Source organism: Nocardioides sp. L-11A (assembly GCA_029961745.1).
GTDB lineage: Bacteria > Actinomycetota > Actinomycetes > Propionibacteriales > Nocardioidaceae > Nocardioides.
This window is the reverse complement of record CP124680.1, coordinates 3,707,668-3,723,153: the sequence shown is the minus strand read 5'-3', so window position 1 is coordinate 3,723,153 and position 15,486 is coordinate 3,707,668. Positions and strand designations below refer to the sequence as shown.

Here is a 15,486-nt window from a genome sequence, read left to right as displayed (position 1 = left end):
GCACCCTCTCCGGTCCCCGTCAGCTGATCTCGGGCAGCTCCTGGGCCGCGCCGATCAGCGCCTGGAACGGGTCACCGCGCTCGGCCAGGCGGTCCAGCACGGTGCGGATCGTCCAGCGGTCCGGGCGCAGGTCCGGATCGTCGAGCTCGCCCCAGCCGATCGGCACCGAGACCGGGGCGCCGGCCGCGGGGCGGGGGGAGTACGGCGCGACGAGCGTCTTGTTGATCGCGTTCTGGGTGTAGTCCAGCCGGGCCCGGCCGCCGCGCGCCTTCACCTCCCACTTCCAGCTGACCAGGTCCGGGAGGACCTTGCCGACCGTGCGCGAGAGCCGCTCGACCCAGCCGCGGGTGTCCTCGAAGGTGTAGCCCGCCACGACGGGGACCCAGATCTGGATGCCGCGTCGTCCGGTCACCTTCGCCCGCGCGGTCACCCCGAGATGGTCGAGCGCGGTGCGGTGCAGACGGGCGAGGGCGAGCACCTCCGCCCAGGTGGTGCGCTCGCCGGGGTCGATGTCGACGAGTGCGTAGGTCGGTTCGTAGGGGTCCTGGACTCGCGACGTCCAGGGGTGCCACTCGAGGGCGCCGAAGTTGGCGGCCCAGACGAGGGCCGCCGGCTCGTCGGCGACGACATAGGTCGTCGTCTCGCCGGGGTCGGCGTCGGGGTTGTCCCAGGCGCCGAGCCACTCGGGCGCGTGCTCGGGGCGCTGCTTGTGCCAGAAGCCCTGCCCGCCGACGCCGTCGGGATAGCGGTGCAGGTTGAGCGCGCGGTCGCGGACGTAGGGCGTCACGACCGGCGCGATCCGTGCGGTGTAGGCGAGAAGCTCGCGCTTGGTGACCGGCGGGTCGCCCGGGAAGAGCACCTTGTCGAGGTTGGTCACCTTCAGCCGCCGGCCGAACAGCTCCCAGGTGCCCTGCTTCCCGAGGGAGGCGAGCTCGTCGACGGCAGCGTCGGGAAGCGGCTCGGGCAGCAGGGTCTCTGCCGCGTCGGCGGCCGGTGCGTCCGAGCGCCAGCGCCGATCGGGATCCGCGGCGACGTCGTCGTTGGTGCGCCCGCTGAGCACGGACCGCGGATGGTCCTCGGGATCCCAGCCCACGACGGCCCGGTCGTCCCGCTTGTGCAGCAACATCCACGCCTCGCGGTCGCCCTCGGCGCCGGTGCGCACGAGCACCAGCCGGCCGCGCAGCTTGTGCCCGTGCATCTCGGCGTGCAGCTCGCCGTCGCGGACCGCGGCGCGCGGGTCGTCGGTCCTCACCGGCTCCCAGGTGCCGGTGTCCCACACGATCACGTCGCCGCCGCCGTACTCGCCGGAGGGGATGACGCCCTCGAAGTGGAGGTACTCGATCGGGTGGTCCTCGACGTGCACGGCCAGCCGCCGGATGCCGGGATCGAGGGTGGGCCCCTTCGGCACCGCCCAGCTGACCAGCACGCCGTCGATCTCGAACCTCAGGTCGTAGTGGAGCCGGCTCGCCCGGTGCCGCTGCACGACGAACCGGGCGCCGCCGTCCGGGGACGGCGGCGCACCGGCCGGCTCCGAGGTGCGCGTGAAGTCGCGCTTGCGCCGGTAGGTCGCCAACAGATCTCCCATGGAGGACCGGTGCCCGCGACCGCCCCTGCCATGCGGTCGACCCAGATGCGACTCAGATGTCGTTGGCCAGGATGTGGTCGATGTTCCGCTCGGCCAGCGCGGTGATCGTGACGAACGGGTTGACCGTGGTGTTGCCCGGGATCAGCGCCCCGTCGATGACATAGAGGCCGTCGTACCCGTGCAGGCGACCGTGGTTGTCGGTGGCCTTGTCGAGCACCGCGCCGCCCAGGGGGTGGTAGGTCAGGCCGTCCTGCCAGACCTTGTAGACGCCGAACAGGTCGGTGCGGTAGATCGTGCCCTCCTTCTTGTTGATCTTGTCGAAGATCGTCTTGGCCATGGTGATCGAGTCCTGCTTCCAGGCGGTCTGCCAGGAGAGGTCGACCCGGTCGGCGGCGGCGTTCCAGGTGAACTCCGCGCGCCGGGTGGTGTTGGTGATCGACAGGTAGAGCGAGGCGTAGGTCTCGATCCCCGTCGGGAGCGGAGCGACCTCGGCGAACGCGCCTCCGGCGTCCCAGTTGTCGATGCCCGAGCAGGGGATCGTCGACTGCAGCGAGCCGGTCGGGTCCCACATGTGGTTGGCCCGGCCGCACATGACGTTGCCGTTGTCGCCCCAGCCCTTGCCGATCTCGTTGTTGAGCGCTGGCAGGACGCCGGTCGCCTTGAGCTTGGTCAGCAGCTTGCTGGTGCCCACGCTCCCGGCGGCGAAGAACACCTTGGCGGCGGTGACCGTCTTGGTGGCGACCACGGTGCCGGAGGTGTCGATCTGCTCGATGGCGACGGTGTAGCCGCTGCCGCCGGCCGGGGCCACCGAGGTCACCCGGTGCAGGGGGGACACGTTGACCCGGCCGGTCGCCAGCGCCTGCGCGAGATAGGTCTGCACGAGCGATTTCTTGCCGTGGTCGTTGCCGTACATGACCTGGCCGTCGAGCGCCGAGCGGGGCACCGTGCCGGCCTGCTCGGCCTTCATGTAGTTCCAGTCGTAGACGTCCGGAACGAACGTCCACGCGAAGCCCGAGCGCTGCGCGTGCTTGCGCCCGACCCGGGCGTACTTGTAGCACTCGGCCGTCTCGAACCAGGCCGGGTCGATCGAGCCGACGCCCAGGGCGGCGTTGGCACGCGGGTAGTAGGTGGCGTACATCTCCGCGGCGTCGACCGAGGGCAGGATCGAGCTGAACCGCGACTGCTTCGGCGTGACCGCCATGCCGCCGTTGACGAGCGAGCCGCCGCCCACGCCGCGGCCCTGGTAGACGGTGATGCCCGCGAACTCCTCGGCGTCGAGGATGCCTGTGTACGTCGTGATGCTCGCGTCGATGGGGAAGCCGAAGAAGTTGCTCACCGGCGCCTTGGTCTTGGTGCGCAGCCAGTACGCGCGCTTGTCGGGCGAGGTGACCTTCGGGAAGATCCTGCCGTCGGACCCGGGGGTGTCCCACGACATGCCCATCTCGACCATCTCGACCGGGACACCGGCCTGGGCCAGCCGGAGCGCGGCCACCGCGCCGCCGTACCCGGTGCCGATGACGAGCACGGGGACCTGGGCGCCGTTGCCGATGGCGGCGGAGGCGGGGCTCGCCAGCGCCGGCAGGCCGAGGGATGCGGCACCGAGTGCCGCTCCGGTGCCGGTGATGAACCCGCGTCGGGTGAGCCGAGACGACGCGGGGTGGGGGCTGTGCGACATGTGACCTCCATCACAGTAGGAAGAATCAGAACGTGTTCTACCTGTTGTGGCGAGGGTTCGTCACTACCTACCGGCGAGTAGTTCCGTGCCGGCGCGTCCGCCCGGGCTCGATCTCGATCCGCGCGACGGCCACGCGGGCGGTGCCGCCGAGCACGAGCGGCTCGTCCCCGATCGCGATGTCGCCGGCCCCGAGGGTCGCGCCGCCGGTCGCGAGCGTCACGCTCCCGTCGAGCACGACGAGCACGACCGGATCCGCGGCCGGTACGGCGAGCGGCTCCTCGTCCGCGGTGAGCCGGTGCGCGTCCAGGCGGGCTCGGGCGGCACCCCGGCGGGTCATCACGTTGAGGTCGCGGGTGGGCCGGTCGACCTCGCAGCGCACCGGCGCCCCGCCGTCGAAGCCGAACGGCACGTCCGGTCGCAGGACGCGGGTCCGGCCGGGCAGGTGCAGGGTCATCGAGCCGCCCTCGACCAGCATGATGATCCGGTCGACGCCGGGGAACGGGGAGAAGTCGCTGTTGCGCGCCACCTCGGCGAGACTCACCCGCCACGCGAAGTCGTCCGGCGGGCCCGCGAGGGCGATCTCGGTGGTCCGGCCCTGCCCGTTGCGCCAGGGGGTCGACGGCAGGTCGGCGGCGCGCGTGATCGTCGTGGTCATCGCGGTCCAGTCCACCGGACGCCGGCCGCCGCCGTGGGCCGGGCGCCCGTTCGCCGTCTGGGATCCGAGACCTTGGGTCTGGGGCGCCCGGCTCAGCGATCGGCGCGGGCGGCGCCCTCGGCGAGCAGCAGCTGCGCGCCGGTGTAGGTCGCCATCACGACCGACTCCAGCCGCTGCGGCGCGCCGGGCAGCAGGAAGGTCCGGGTGCCGAGGACCGCGTCGGAGGTGAGGAAGAGCGCGCCGCCGGCTGCCGTCAGCAGGCGCGCATCGCGCGGCAGTGCCGGGTCGAGATGTGCGGCACCCGCCGCCATCGTGGCGAGCAGGGCGGAGTAGCCGAGCAGCACGCCGCCCAAGCGCCGGTCCTGGCGGGCGGCCGCCGCGGCCACGACCGGGCCGCTCGTCGCCCACAGGCCGGCGATCAGCCGGGTGGTGCGCGCCCGGCTGCTCGGCGTACGCCGGTCGCGGTGGCGCCGGAACCCCGCCAGGTAGGCCAGGTGGCCCAGGCCGAAGGAGCCCGCCCCGGCCGCGAACATCCGCTCCCCGTGCCCCAGCAGGAGGACGTCGCCGCCCCAGCCGCCGGCCTGCGCGACCAGCGTCGTCGTCCGCAGCGGCGATCCGGCGGCCCGGACGTCACCGGCCAGGGCCGCGCCCAGGGTGGGCAGCAGCAGCGGCTTGGTGAGGAAGCGGGCCCGATGCGCCCACGGACGCGGCGAGCCGGCCAGCGCGGTGTCGGCGGCGGCGAGGGCGCCGTAGGCGAGCTTGAGCTTCGTGGACCTGCGCACGCCCGAACTGTAGGGCGTCTCGTCCCTCAGGCGGCGGCGAGCTGCGCGCGGGTCGGGACGAACGGCACGGCGAGCAGACGCATCCCGGCCTCGGGCGGGGTCCGGTTGGCCTTGCGCCCGTTGCACGGCCCGCAGGCGGCGACGGTGTTGAGCCAGGTCCACCCGCCGCCGCGGCTCTGCGGGAGCAGGTGGTCGATGGTCGAGGCGTGCCGGCCGCAGTAGGCGCAGCGGTGGCGGTCGCGCTTGAGCACGTTGCTCCGGGAGTACGCCGCCGGCCGGTACATCCACTTGGCCGCGACGTACCGCACCAGCCGGATCACCCGGGGCCACGGGTGCGGGCCGATCATCCGGTCCTCGTGCGCCTCCTCGACGGTGGCGACCTCGCGGAACAGCATCCGCACGGCGTGCTGGAAGGTCACCGTCCCGAGGGGCTCGTAGGAGGCGTTGAGCAGCATCACGGTGGTCATGGCCGCCTCCTCCTTCGGGTCGTCTCGGTCGTGCGGCACCTGTCGGATTCCTACAAGGTCCGCATTTCCGTTCGGCCACGAAGGCGTGAAGGGCAGAAGACCTCTGCGCGAGGTCCGACGATCGAATGTACGTCGGCGCGGGCCGCCGTCTCCACCGAATTGGAGACTCAGCCGGCGGACGTGAGATACGGCGCCAGCTCCAGGGCGAGGTGCAGACGGAGCCGGTCGGTGCCGCGGGCGAGGTCGTAGCCGGTGGCCTGCTCGACCTGCCCGAGCCGGTGGTAGACGGTCTGCCGGTGCACCGCGAGCAGGGCCGCCGTACGCGAGGCGCTGCCGGCCTCGTGGAGCCAGACCCGTGCCGTGTGCAGGACGTCGGGTGCGGCGGTGTCGAGGAAGGCCCGCACCGGCGGGTCGATCACCGCCACCGCGAGGTCGTCGTCGCGGCTGACGCCGAGGAGGGCGAGCGGCCCCAGGGACTCCCAGCGCACGACCGCGCCCGGCTCGGCGGTCCGGGCGACGCGGAGGCTGACCTGGGCTCCGCGATGGGAGGCGGCCAGCGCGTCGATGCCGGGGACCGTGGGACCGGTCGCCGCGCGGGTGAGCCGGTCCAGGCTGTCGAGCCGGCGGCCGAGCCCGAGGGAGCCGAGCAGTGCGGTGAGGTCGCCGGCGTGGTCGGCGAGCTCGGCGCGGGCGACGGCGCAGGCGACGCGCGGGCTCGAGCGCACCCACACGACCCCCGGCCGGGAGGGCCTGCTGGCGACCTGGTCGAGCAGCTCGGGGCGCTCCAGCAGCACGCAGGTCACCGGCTCCCGGAGGTCGAGGCCGCCGGCCTGGGCGAGGTCGACCGCCGACTCCCGGGCGGCCAGCCGGCCGCCCTCGACCAGCTCGCGGAAGAGGGCGTCGCGGTGGGCCTGGCGCCGCTCGGCCACATGGAGCAGCCGGGCCGCGGACTCGGCGATCCGGGCCGCCTCGGGCCAGGTGGCGGACGGGATCCGGCCGTCGGGGTCGATCAGCCAGAAGTACCCGTGCACCCGGTCCAGGTGGCGGGCGGGGATGCAGAGGCGGCCCACGATCCCGAGGTCCGCGTCGGCGGGCGTGCGCAGCGGGCCGGGCGAGTCCTCGATGCCCTGGGCGCGGAACCAGGACCGCACCTCGTCGCTCGAGCGGCGCTGCAGGATCGAGCGCTGCCGGATCGAGTCGACGACGTCGTCACCGCGGTGGTCGGAGAAGCCGATCAGCCGGAAGTAGGGGTCCTCGAGGGTGCAGGGCGCGTCGGTCAGGCGGGCCATGTCCTCCACGAGGTCGTCGAGCGAGCTCATCTGACAAGTGTCTCACTGAGGTGCCGGGATCCTGTGACAGATGTCCGTTCCCTGTGGCGGGTGACGCTCCTACCGTGAAGACATGCTCGACCAGGTCCTGAGCCAGACCCTGAACCGTGCCGCGCGCAGCTCCCGCGCCCGCCACGCCGTGGAGTCGTTCCCGGTGACCCGCCGGGTCGTGGACCGGTTCGTGCCCGGGGAGACGGTCGCCGACGCGGTCGCGGCGACCCGCGGTCTGGTCGCCGCCGGGCGTGCGGTCACCCTCGACGTGCTGGGCGAGGACGTCCTCGACCTGGCCGGCGCCCGCGCCATGCGCGACGCCTATCTCGCGCTGCTCGCCGCCCTCGCCGAGGCCGGCTGCGCGGCGGGGGGCGACCTCTCCCTCAAGCTCTCCGCGATGGGCCAGGCGCTGCCCGACGGTACGGCGGTCGCGACCGAGCACGCCGCCGAGATCGCTGCCGCGGCCGCCGCGCTCGACTGCACGGTCACGCTCGACATGGAGGACCACACCACGGTCGACTCGACCCTCGCGATCGGCGGGGCCCTGCGCGCGTCGTACCCCTTCGTGGGCAATGTGCTGCAGACCAACCTGCGGCGCACCCCCGGCGACATCGCGGACCTCGACGGCACCGGTGCCCGGATCCGGCTGGTGAAGGGCGCCTACCGCGAGCCCGCCTCGGTCGCGCTGCAGCGCAAGGCCGAGGTCGACCACGCCTATGAGCGGGCGATCGACGCGCTGATGAGCTCGGACTGCTATCCGATGATCGCCACCCACGACCCGGCGATGCTCGACCGGGCGCGCGCCGGCGCGGCTGCCGCTGAGCGCGGCACCGACCGGTGGGAGGCGCAGATGCTCTACGGCGTGCGCCCCGAGCTCGAGCAGCGGATGGTCGACGACGGCGTGACGATGCGCGTCTACGTCCCGTTCGGCACCGACTGGTACGGGTACTTCATGCGACGGCTGGCCGAGCGCCCCGCCAACGTCGCCTTCTTCCTGCGCGCCCTGGCGCACCGCTGATCTCCCGCATCCCGCCGCTTCCCGAGAGGACCTGAGATGGACGCCATCACCACCCCGCCGGCCCCGGTCAACGAGCCGAACCTCACCTACGCCCCGGGCAGCCCGGAGCGCGACGCGCTCGTCGCGCAGCTCGACGCGCTCGGCGGCACGACGCGCCAGCTCGACGCGCACATCGGCGGAGAGTCGGTCGCCGGTGGCGGCGAGGAGATCGCCGTCGTCCAGCCGCACGCGCACCAGAAGGTCCTGGGGGTGCTGCGCAACAGCACCGCCGATGACGCCAAGTCCGCCATCGCCGCGGCCCGCGAGGCCGCCCCGGGCTGGCAGGCGCTGCCCTTCGACGAGCGCGCCGCGGTCATTCTCCGGGCCGCGGAGCTGCTGGCCGGCCCCTGGCGGCAGCGGCTCAACGCCGCCACCGTGCTCGGCCAGTCGAAGACCTCCTTCCAGGCCGAGATCGACGCCGCCTGCGAGCTGATCGACTTCTGGCGCTTCAACGTCCACTTCGCCCGCCAGATCCTCGGCGAGCAGCCGATCGCCCATGCGCCGGGCATCTGGAACCGCACCGACCACCGCCCGCTCGAGGGCTTCGTCTACGCGATCACGCCCTTCAACTTCACCGCGATCGCGGGCAACCTGCCGACCGCGCCGGCCCTCATGGGCAACACCGTGATCTGGAAGCCCTCGCCCACCCAGCAGCTCGCCGCGTCGCTGACCATGGAGCTGCTCGAGGAGGCCGGCCTGCCGCCGGGCGTGATCAACATGCTCCCCGGCGACGGGCTCGCGGTCTCCGAGGTCGCCCTCGCGCATCCCGATCTGGCGGGCATCCACTTCACCGGCTCCACGCCGACCTTCCAGCGGCTGTGGGCGAGCGTCGGGAGCAACCTGGCGTCGTACCGGACCTATCCGCGGCTGGTCGGCGAGACCGGCGGCAAGGACTTCGTCATCGCCCACCCCTCGGCCGACCCCGACGTGCTGCGCACCGCGCTGATCCGCGGCGCCTTCGAGTTCTCCGGACAGAAGTGCTCGGCGGCCTCGCGTGCCTACGTCCCCGCCTCGCTGTGGGCGCGGATGGGTGCCGACCTGGCCTCCCAGACCGACGCCCTGCCGGTGGGCGACCCGACCGACTTCGCGAACTTCACCGGCGCTGTCATCGACGCCCGCGCGTTCGCGAAGCACCAGGCGGCCCTGGAGCGGGCCGCCGCCACGCCCGGCCTGCAGATCGTCGCCGGCGGCACGGTCGACGACAGCGTGGGCTGGTTCGTGCGCCCGACCGTCGTGGTCGCCGAGGACCCGGCCGACGAGATGTTCTCGACCGAGTACTTCGGCCCGATCCTCGTCGTCCACGTGTACGACGACAGCCGGCCCGGTGCCTTCGAGGACGTCGTGCGGCAGGCCGAGTCGGCGGCGCCGTACGCGCTGACGGGCTCGGTCCTCGGCACCGACCGCGCCGCCATCGACTGGGCGAGCAGCCACCTGCGCTTCGCGGCCGGCAACTTCTACGTCAACGACAAGCCCACCGGCGCCGTCGTCGGTCAGCAGCCCTTCGGTGGCAGCCGGGCGTCGGGCACCAACGACAAGGCCGGCTCGGCGCTCAACCTGCTGCGCTGGACCTCGCCCCGCTCGATCAAGGAGACCCTCGTCCCGCCGACGGACCACCGCTACCCGCACATGGGCTGAGCCCGGCCGCGCGGCCGTTCAGGAGACGAAGACCTGGCGGAACACGGCCGCGAGGTGGTCGGCGAGCTCGGTCTCGGTCCAGTCGCGCTCGTCGAGCAGGATGCCCACCACGTCGAACGAGCTCAGCGCGACGAGCATGTCCGTTGCGGTCGTCGTCGTCCATCGCGGGGCCAGGCGACCCTCGCCGGCCAGGCGCTCGATGATCTGTCGGCATCCCTCGTAGCGGACCCGGCTGGCCAGCTCCCAGTGCCGCGCGGCGTCGGGGTCGTGGCGGGCCGCCTGCTGGAGCGCGCGTGCGGTCGGCATGATCCGCGGGATGAAGCCGGCCACCACCTGGGCCCGAGCGTCCAGCGCGGCGACTCCGTCCGCCGCCTCCCACATGGGCAGGAAGGCGGCATCGCGGTCCTCGACGTCGTTGAGGTAGTCGTAGAGCGCCGCCAGCAGCTCGCCGCGGGAGGTGAAGTGCAGGTAGATCGCGCGCCGGGAGACCCCGGCCCGCTCCGCCACCGCGGCCATCGTGACCTCCGCGAGGCCCTCCTGCTCGATCAGCTCCCTGGCGGCCTTGAGCAGTGACTGCGCGGTGCGGCGGCTGCGGGCGTTCCGCGGGGTCTCGATGCTGGCCATGGCATCAGGCTAGCCATATCTGCACATGGTATGTACTTTAAAAAGTGCACACCATGTGAAGCAAGGAGGCTCTGACATGCCGGTCGGCTACCTGATCCCCGTGCTGTTCGTCGGCTCGGTCACGCTGCTGGCGATCCGTCCGGTGCGCCGGCCGGAATCGCTGGGTCTGGTCAGCTTCCTGCTGACGCTGCTCATCAACGAGGTGCCGATCGTGGGGCTCTACCTCCTGCTGCCGGCGACGGCGCTGGCGTTCGCCCAGGGCGACATCGGCACACCGGGCGGCCGGGCGGTCCTCGGGCTCGCCGTGCTGGTCGTGGTCGGGCTCGCGACCATCGCCCGGCGGGCGATGCTGGCCGGACCGGTCGTCGAGCGAGCCCTTGCCGAAGGCCTGGGCGCCGGCTGGCGCAGCGAGACGGACCCGGCGCTGAGCGCCGGACTGCGCCGGGGTCTTCCGCTCGGCCGCATCGTGTTCCTGCCGTTCCTCACCCGTCGCCGCGACGTCACCCACGTGAAGAACCTCAGCTACGGCGACGCCGGCAAGCGGAACCTGCTCGACCTGTACTGCCACCGCTCCCGCCCGTCCGGCGCCCCGATCCTGATCCACCTGCACGGAGGCCACTACTCGATGGGCCGCAAGGACAGCCAGGCGCTGCCCTTGATCTACCGGTTGGCGAGCCAGGGCTGGGTCTGCATCAGCGCGAACTACCGGCTCCGGCCGGCGGTCCAGCATCCCGAGCACCTCATCGACTACAAGCGGGTGATCGCCTGGGCCCGCGAGCACGCCGAGGAGTACGGCGCCGACCCGGCGATGATCTTCGCGTCGGGCACCTCGGCCGGCGGCCACATGGCCTCGATCGCCGGCCTGACCGCGGACGACCCGGATCTCCAGCCCGGCTTCGAGGATGTCGACACCTCGGTTGCGGGCGTCATCATCCTGAACGGCTACCTGGGTCGGTACTTCGGCCAGGGCCCCGAGTCGTCGCCGCTGGGGCACGTCCGGCCCGACGCCCCGCCGTACCTGATCGCCCACGGCGACCACGACACCCTCGTCCCCCCGGAGGTGAACCGTCCCTTCGTCGAAGGCCTCCGCCGGGTCTCGCGCAATCCTGTCGTGTACGCCGAGCTCCCCGGGGCCCAGCACGGCTTCGACCTCTACCACTCCGTGCGCTTCGAGACCCTCATCAACGGCATCGAGGCCTTCGCCGCCTGGGTCCGCACCGGCAGCGCGGGCCGCACCGGCTCGCGGCCGGGCGGGAGTGGCTCCTCGGCGGGCCCCGAGGTCAGCCGCCGTAGGGGACCGTGATGATCTCCAGGTTGTGGCCGTCGGGGTCGGACCAGTACAGGCCGCGGCCGCCGTCGTTGCGGTTGATGACGCCCGCCTGGCGGTGGAACGGGTCGGCCCAGAAGGTCAGGCCTCGCTCGATGATGCGGGCGTGGATCGCGTCGAACTCCTCGTCGGCCACGAGGAACGCGTAGTGCTGGACGGTGACCGGGCCGGGGGAGTCGACGATGTCGAGGCTGACGCCGTTGGCCAGCTCGACGATCCGGAACGGCCCGTAGGTCGGAGCGTCCGGGGGCCCGAGCAGGTCGGTCAGGAAGGTGGCGGTGGCATCGTGATCGGTGGCGTGGACGATCGTGTGGTTGAGCTCGATGGTCATCGGTCCGCTCCTTCGGGTGCGGCGTCAGTGCGCGATGCCGGCAGCAGGACCGCCGGCGCGAGGGCCAGGACGGCGACCGCGAGCGGCCACCAGAAGGTCGTACCGAAAGCATCCCCCGGTGCCGCGCTGCCGTCGAGCCGGTGCTGCAGGACGGTGGCGAAGACCGCGGTGGCGACGACACCGCCGGTGCGCTGGGCGATGCTCATCGTCGTGGTGGCGCGGGGGATGGCGGCGTGGTCGAGGGCCGCGTACGCCGCCGCGCTGGTCGGCGCGAAGATGCAGCCGGCGCCCAGTCCGATCGCGAACAGCGCGATCCCGAGGTACACCTGGCCCGGGTCGCTCCCGACGGCGGTGTAGCCGAGGAAGCCCGCGACCAGCAGCCCGACACCCGTGAGCACGACTGCCCGGCCTCGGCCGCCGTCGACCAGGCGGCCGGTCAGTGCCATCGCCACCGCGGCGCCGACGCCCTGGGGCACCAGCAGGAGCCCGGTCTGCAGCTCGGTCTCGCCGCGTGCGAGGAGGTGGTAGAGCGGGAGCAGGAAGCCGGCGCCGGTGAGCACGCCGACCGCGAGGAACTGCACGGCGGTCGCGGTCGCGAAGCCGCGGGTGGCGAAGTGGCGCAGCTCGACCAGCGGCCGCTCGGTGCGCAGGGCGTGGGCCACGAAGGCGACCAGCAGCACCGCGCCACCGGCGATCCCGGCCGTCGCCCCGGCCGATGATCCGGTGGGGCCGGCGAGTGCGGTCACGCCGTAGGCCAGGGCGACCAGGCCGGGGGAGAGCAGGGCGAGGCCGAGCACGTCGAGCCGCTCACGGCCGGCCCCCCGTGAGTCCGCGAGGGCGCGGACCGACCAGGCCAGGCAGGCGAGGCCGACCGGGATGTTGACCAGGAAGATCCAGCGCCAGTCGACGCTGTCGATGAGGACGCCGCCCACCACCGGGCCGAGGATCGGGCCGAGCATCATCGGGATGCCGACGACGGCCATCGCGCGGCCCATCCGCTGCGGGCCGACCGCGCGGGCGACCATGGCGATGCCGACCGGGCCGACCAGGCCGGCGCCGGCGCCCTGCAGGACCCGGAACCCGATGAGGGACGGCGCCGACCACGCGGCACCGCACAGCAGCGAGCCGACGGTGAAGACGCCGACGGCGAGCAGCCAGACCCGGCGGGCGCCGTACCGGTCCATCGCCCAGCCGGCGAGCGGGATGGTCGCGGTGAAAGCCAGCAGGTAGCCGGTCATCACCCACTGGATCGTGGTGAGAGGGACGGTGAACTCCGCCGCGAGGCGGTCGGTGGCCACGCTGACGATGGTCGCGTCGAGGACGGTGGTGATCATGCCGAGCACGACCACGGCGATGACCGTGCGGGCCGTCCGGTCGAGCGGTGGCGCGGTCGCGGCGGCGGGAGTGGCGGTCTGGATCATGGCTGCCTTCTCTTGTTGGGGTGAATATAAAGTTATAGCGACTCTAAATTTGGAGTCGGACAAAGTCAAGGTAGAGTGCGGCCATGCCTGAGCCGGGACTACGTGAGCGCAAGAAGCAGGAGACGCGCCGGCGGATCACCGCGGCCGCGATCGAGCTGTTCGCCGAGCGCGGCTTCGAGCAGGTGCCGGTCGCCGACATCGCCGTCGCCGCGGACGTCTCCACCGCCACGGTGTTCAACTACTTCCCGGCCAAGGAGGACCTGATCTACGACGGGATGGCCGCGTTCAACGAGCACCTGCTCGCCGCTGTCCGCGACCGGCCCGCGGGCCAGCGGGTCGTCAGCGCGTTCCGCGCGTACGTCGTCCAGCCCCGCGGCGTCCTCGCCGACCCGGGCTCCCCGGTGCTGGCCGGCCTGTCCCGGATCGCGAGGATCGTGCAGGACAGTCCGAGCCTCCGGGCCCGCGAGCGACTCGAGGCCGACATCGCCGTCGCCACCCTGCGTGACCTGTTGGCCGACGAGCTCGGCGACGACCTGCGCTCCTGGACCGTCGCCTCCGCGCTCGTCGGCACCACCCGCGGGATGACCCGCGAGGTGCAGCGGGCCGCCGCCGAGGGCACGCTCGACGCCCGGATGGCGAAGCGACTCCTCGCCTCCGCCGCCGCGGCGATCGACCTCGTCGAGGCAGGCCTCGCCCCCTCCTGACCGTTGAGTTGCCCCGAACTCACCGTTGAGTTGCCCCGGACTCACCGTTGAGTTGCTCCGAACCCACCGTTGAGATCGACACTCGACGGCGAGGTTGCGGCAACTCAACGGTCAGGATGGGGCAACTCAACAGGGCAGGCGACGAGGGCGCGATGTCCTTCAGCTACTGAGCCGCGTCCGGTCGCTCAGGCCCAGACGGCTCCCGGGCGCCCGCCGTCGGCGGTGACCACGGCGCCGTTGGCGACGCGGCCGCGGGGGGACGCCAGGAAGGTGACGACGTCGGCGACCTCGGCCGCGGTGACGGGGCGACCGAGGGCGTTCGCGGAGGCCGCCGCGGCGTACTCCGGGTCGCCCTCGGTGCGCTCGGTGACGGTGAGCCCGGGGTGCACGCAGCTGACCGCGATGCCGGCGGGGCCGAGCTCGTCGGCGAGGTTCTTGCTCAGGGCGACGACCGCGATATTGCGCACCGAGCCGGCGATATTGCCCGTCGAGCGGGCGTTCATCCCGCTGATGTTGACGATCGCGCCGCCCCGGAGGCGCAGGTACGGCGCCGCCGCGCGGGCGGTGCGGAGGTAGCCCAGCGCCTTGGTGTCGACGTTGCGCAGGAAGTCGGCCTCGTCGAGGCCGGCCAGTCCCGGCGGCGCTGCCCGGTCCGCCCGGGGCGCGGCGCAGTTGACCAGGACGTCGAGCCCTCCGAGCAGCCGGACCGCCTCGTCGACCGCGGATGCCACGGCGACGTCGTCGGTCGTGTCGGCGACGACGTGTCCGGCCGCGCCGATCTCCGCGGCGGCGGCGGCGAGAGCGACCGCGTCGCGTGCGAGGAGCACGACCCGGGCCCCCTCGCGGACCAGTGCCGCGGCCGTGGCTCGGCCGATGCCACGGTTGCCGCCGGTGACCAGTGCCGCGGCGCCGGCGAGTCCGAGATCCATCAGGCGCTCCTGTCCGTCGTCGCGGCCAGTTCGGGGATCGGGGTGCGCAGGGTGCCGTCGGTGAGCCAGGAGGCGAGGTTGTCGAGGGTGAGCGCACGCATCGCCGCCCGGGTGGGGTGGGTGCCGGATGCGAGGTGGGGGAGCAGGACCACGTTGTCCATCGTGGTCAGCTCCGCGGGCACCCGCGGCTCGTCGGCGTAGACGTCGAGGCCGGCGCCGCCCAGGCGGCCGTCGCGGAGTGCGGCGACGAGGGCGGGCTCGTCGACGACGGAGCCGCGCGCGATGTTGATCAGCACCCCGGTCGGGCCGAGGGCGTCGAGGACCGCGCGGTCGACCAGCGCGGCGGTACCCGCGCCGCCGGGCACGACCGCGACCAGGCTGTCGACACCCGCCGCCAGCTCGACGGGCGAGGCGGCGTAGGCGTACGACACGTCCGGGAGCCGGTGGCGGTTGTGGTAGCTCACCGTGCAGCCGAAGGCCTCCAGCCGGGTCGCGACGGCCTGCCCGATCCGCCCCAGGCCCAGGATGCCGACCCGGCTGCCCGCGACCTGGTCGGTCAGCGGGAAGGCGCCGTCGGGCCACCTCCCGTCGCGGACGAAGCGGTCGGCGAGGACCACCCGGCGCCGGACGGCGAGCAACAGGGCGAGCGCGGTCTCGGCGACCGCGTCGTCGAGGACGTCGGGGGTGTTGCTCACCGCGATGCCACGCGCCCGGGCAGCGGGGACGTCGATGTTGTCGTAGCCGACGCCGTGGTTGGCGATCACGCCCAGCCGGGGGAGGGCGGCGATCAGGTCGGCGTCCACCGCGCCGGCGTTGCTGCACACGATGGCGACGATGTCGGCACCGTGCTCGGCGAGGAAGTCGTCGCGGCCGGCCTCGGGCAGGTCGAGCGCGGCATACCTCTCGCCGACGGCGTCGTGCAGCTGCGGGCTGATCGGGGGCACGCGGAGGACGGTCGCTCGGCTCACCCCTCCA

15 protein-coding genes are annotated in these 15,486 nt (G+C 73.1%); 4 read left to right on the top strand and 11 right to left on the bottom strand.

Features of this window, described 5'->3' with window-relative positions; all coding sequences use genetic code 11:
- Positions 1-19 precede the first annotated feature (19 nt).
- The 6 genes from QJ852_17950 to QJ852_17925 all read right to left on the bottom strand — a co-directional run bounded on the left by QJ852_17950 (position 20) and on the right by QJ852_17925 (position 6,483).
- Positions 20-1,585, bottom strand: a complete 1,566-nt coding sequence (locus QJ852_17950; GenBank protein ID WGX95037.1) for a DNA polymerase ligase N-terminal domain-containing protein — start codon at positions 1,583-1,585, stop codon at positions 20-22.
- Positions 1,586-1,637: 52 nt separating this feature from the next.
- The gene (locus tag QJ852_17945) at positions 1,638-3,260 is read right to left on the bottom strand and encodes a GMC oxidoreductase (protein ID WGX95036.1); all 1,623 of its coding nucleotides are present in this window, start codon (positions 3,258-3,260) and stop codon (positions 1,638-1,640) included.
- A 67-nt stretch (positions 3,261-3,327) separates the two neighbouring features.
- Positions 3,328-3,915 (bottom strand): HutD family protein, encoded by a 588-nt coding sequence (locus tag QJ852_17940; GenBank protein WGX95035.1) that lies wholly within the window; start codon positions 3,913-3,915, stop codon positions 3,328-3,330.
- A 92-nt stretch (positions 3,916-4,007) separates the two neighbouring features.
- A complete protein-coding gene (locus QJ852_17935) occupies positions 4,008-4,697 on the bottom strand; it encodes a lysoplasmalogenase (protein ID WGX95034.1) in 690 nt (229 codons plus the stop codon).
- A gap of 26 nt (positions 4,698-4,723) precedes the next feature.
- On the bottom strand, positions 4,724-5,164 hold the full coding sequence (locus tag QJ852_17930; protein WGX95033.1) for an HNH endonuclease: 441 nt from the start codon (positions 5,162-5,164) through the stop codon (positions 4,724-4,726).
- A gap of 167 nt (positions 5,165-5,331) precedes the next feature.
- Positions 5,332-6,483, bottom strand: a complete 1,152-nt coding sequence (locus tag QJ852_17925; protein WGX95032.1) for a helix-turn-helix domain-containing protein — start codon at positions 6,481-6,483, stop codon at positions 5,332-5,334.
- Positions 6,484-6,565: 82 nt separating this feature from the next.
- Between QJ852_17925 and QJ852_17920 the strand changes: the two genes are divergently transcribed.
- The gene (locus QJ852_17920; GenBank protein WGX95031.1) at positions 6,566-7,501 is read left to right on the top strand and encodes a proline dehydrogenase family protein; all 936 of its coding nucleotides are present in this window, start codon (positions 6,566-6,568) and stop codon (positions 7,499-7,501) included.
- Positions 7,502-7,537: 36 nt separating this feature from the next.
- Positions 7,538-9,175, top strand: a complete 1,638-nt coding sequence (gene pruA, locus QJ852_17915; GenBank protein ID WGX95030.1) for an L-glutamate gamma-semialdehyde dehydrogenase — start codon at positions 7,538-7,540, stop codon at positions 9,173-9,175.
- 18 nt (positions 9,176-9,193) lie between these two features.
- Here the strand turns inward: pruA and QJ852_17910 are convergent, their stop codons facing one another.
- Entirely contained in the window at positions 9,194-9,799 is a 606-nt protein-coding gene (locus tag QJ852_17910) for a helix-turn-helix domain-containing protein (GenBank protein ID WGX95029.1), read from the bottom strand.
- Positions 9,800-9,875: 76 nt separating this feature from the next.
- On the opposite strand from QJ852_17910, the gene QJ852_17905 reads away from it, so the two are divergent.
- Complete coding sequence (locus QJ852_17905) at positions 9,876-11,102, top strand: alpha/beta hydrolase (protein ID WGX95028.1); 1,227 nt, start codon at positions 9,876-9,878, stop codon at positions 11,100-11,102.
- On the opposite strand, the gene QJ852_17900 is transcribed toward QJ852_17905, so the two are convergent.
- Together QJ852_17900 and QJ852_17895 are read right to left on the bottom strand one after the other, a co-directional pair.
- A complete protein-coding gene (locus QJ852_17900; protein WGX95027.1) occupies positions 11,080-11,457 on the bottom strand; it encodes a VOC family protein in 378 nt (125 codons plus the stop codon). The two genes, QJ852_17905 and QJ852_17900, sit on opposite strands and share 23 nt — an antisense overlap.
- A complete protein-coding gene (locus QJ852_17895) occupies positions 11,454-12,878 on the bottom strand; it encodes a DHA2 family efflux MFS transporter permease subunit (GenBank protein WGX95026.1) in 1,425 nt (474 codons plus the stop codon). Before QJ852_17895 ends, QJ852_17900 begins: the two co-directional genes overlap by 4 nt.
- 83 nt (positions 12,879-12,961) lie before the next feature.
- Between QJ852_17895 and QJ852_17890 the strand changes: the two genes are divergently transcribed.
- Positions 12,962-13,582 (top strand): TetR family transcriptional regulator, encoded by a 621-nt coding sequence (locus QJ852_17890; protein WGX95025.1) that lies wholly within the window; start codon positions 12,962-12,964, stop codon positions 13,580-13,582.
- Between the two features lie 185 nt (positions 13,583-13,767).
- Here QJ852_17890 and QJ852_17885 read toward each other — a convergent pair whose 3' ends face one another.
- Both QJ852_17885 and QJ852_17880 read right to left on the bottom strand, forming a co-directional pair.
- A complete protein-coding gene (locus tag QJ852_17885) occupies positions 13,768-14,511 on the bottom strand; it encodes an SDR family oxidoreductase (protein ID WGX95024.1) in 744 nt (247 codons plus the stop codon).
- Positions 14,511-15,479 (bottom strand): 2-hydroxyacid dehydrogenase, encoded by a 969-nt coding sequence (locus QJ852_17880; GenBank protein ID WGX95023.1) that lies wholly within the window; start codon positions 15,477-15,479, stop codon positions 14,511-14,513. Before QJ852_17880 ends, QJ852_17885 begins: the two co-directional genes overlap by 1 nt.
- Positions 15,480-15,486 lie beyond the last annotated feature (7 nt).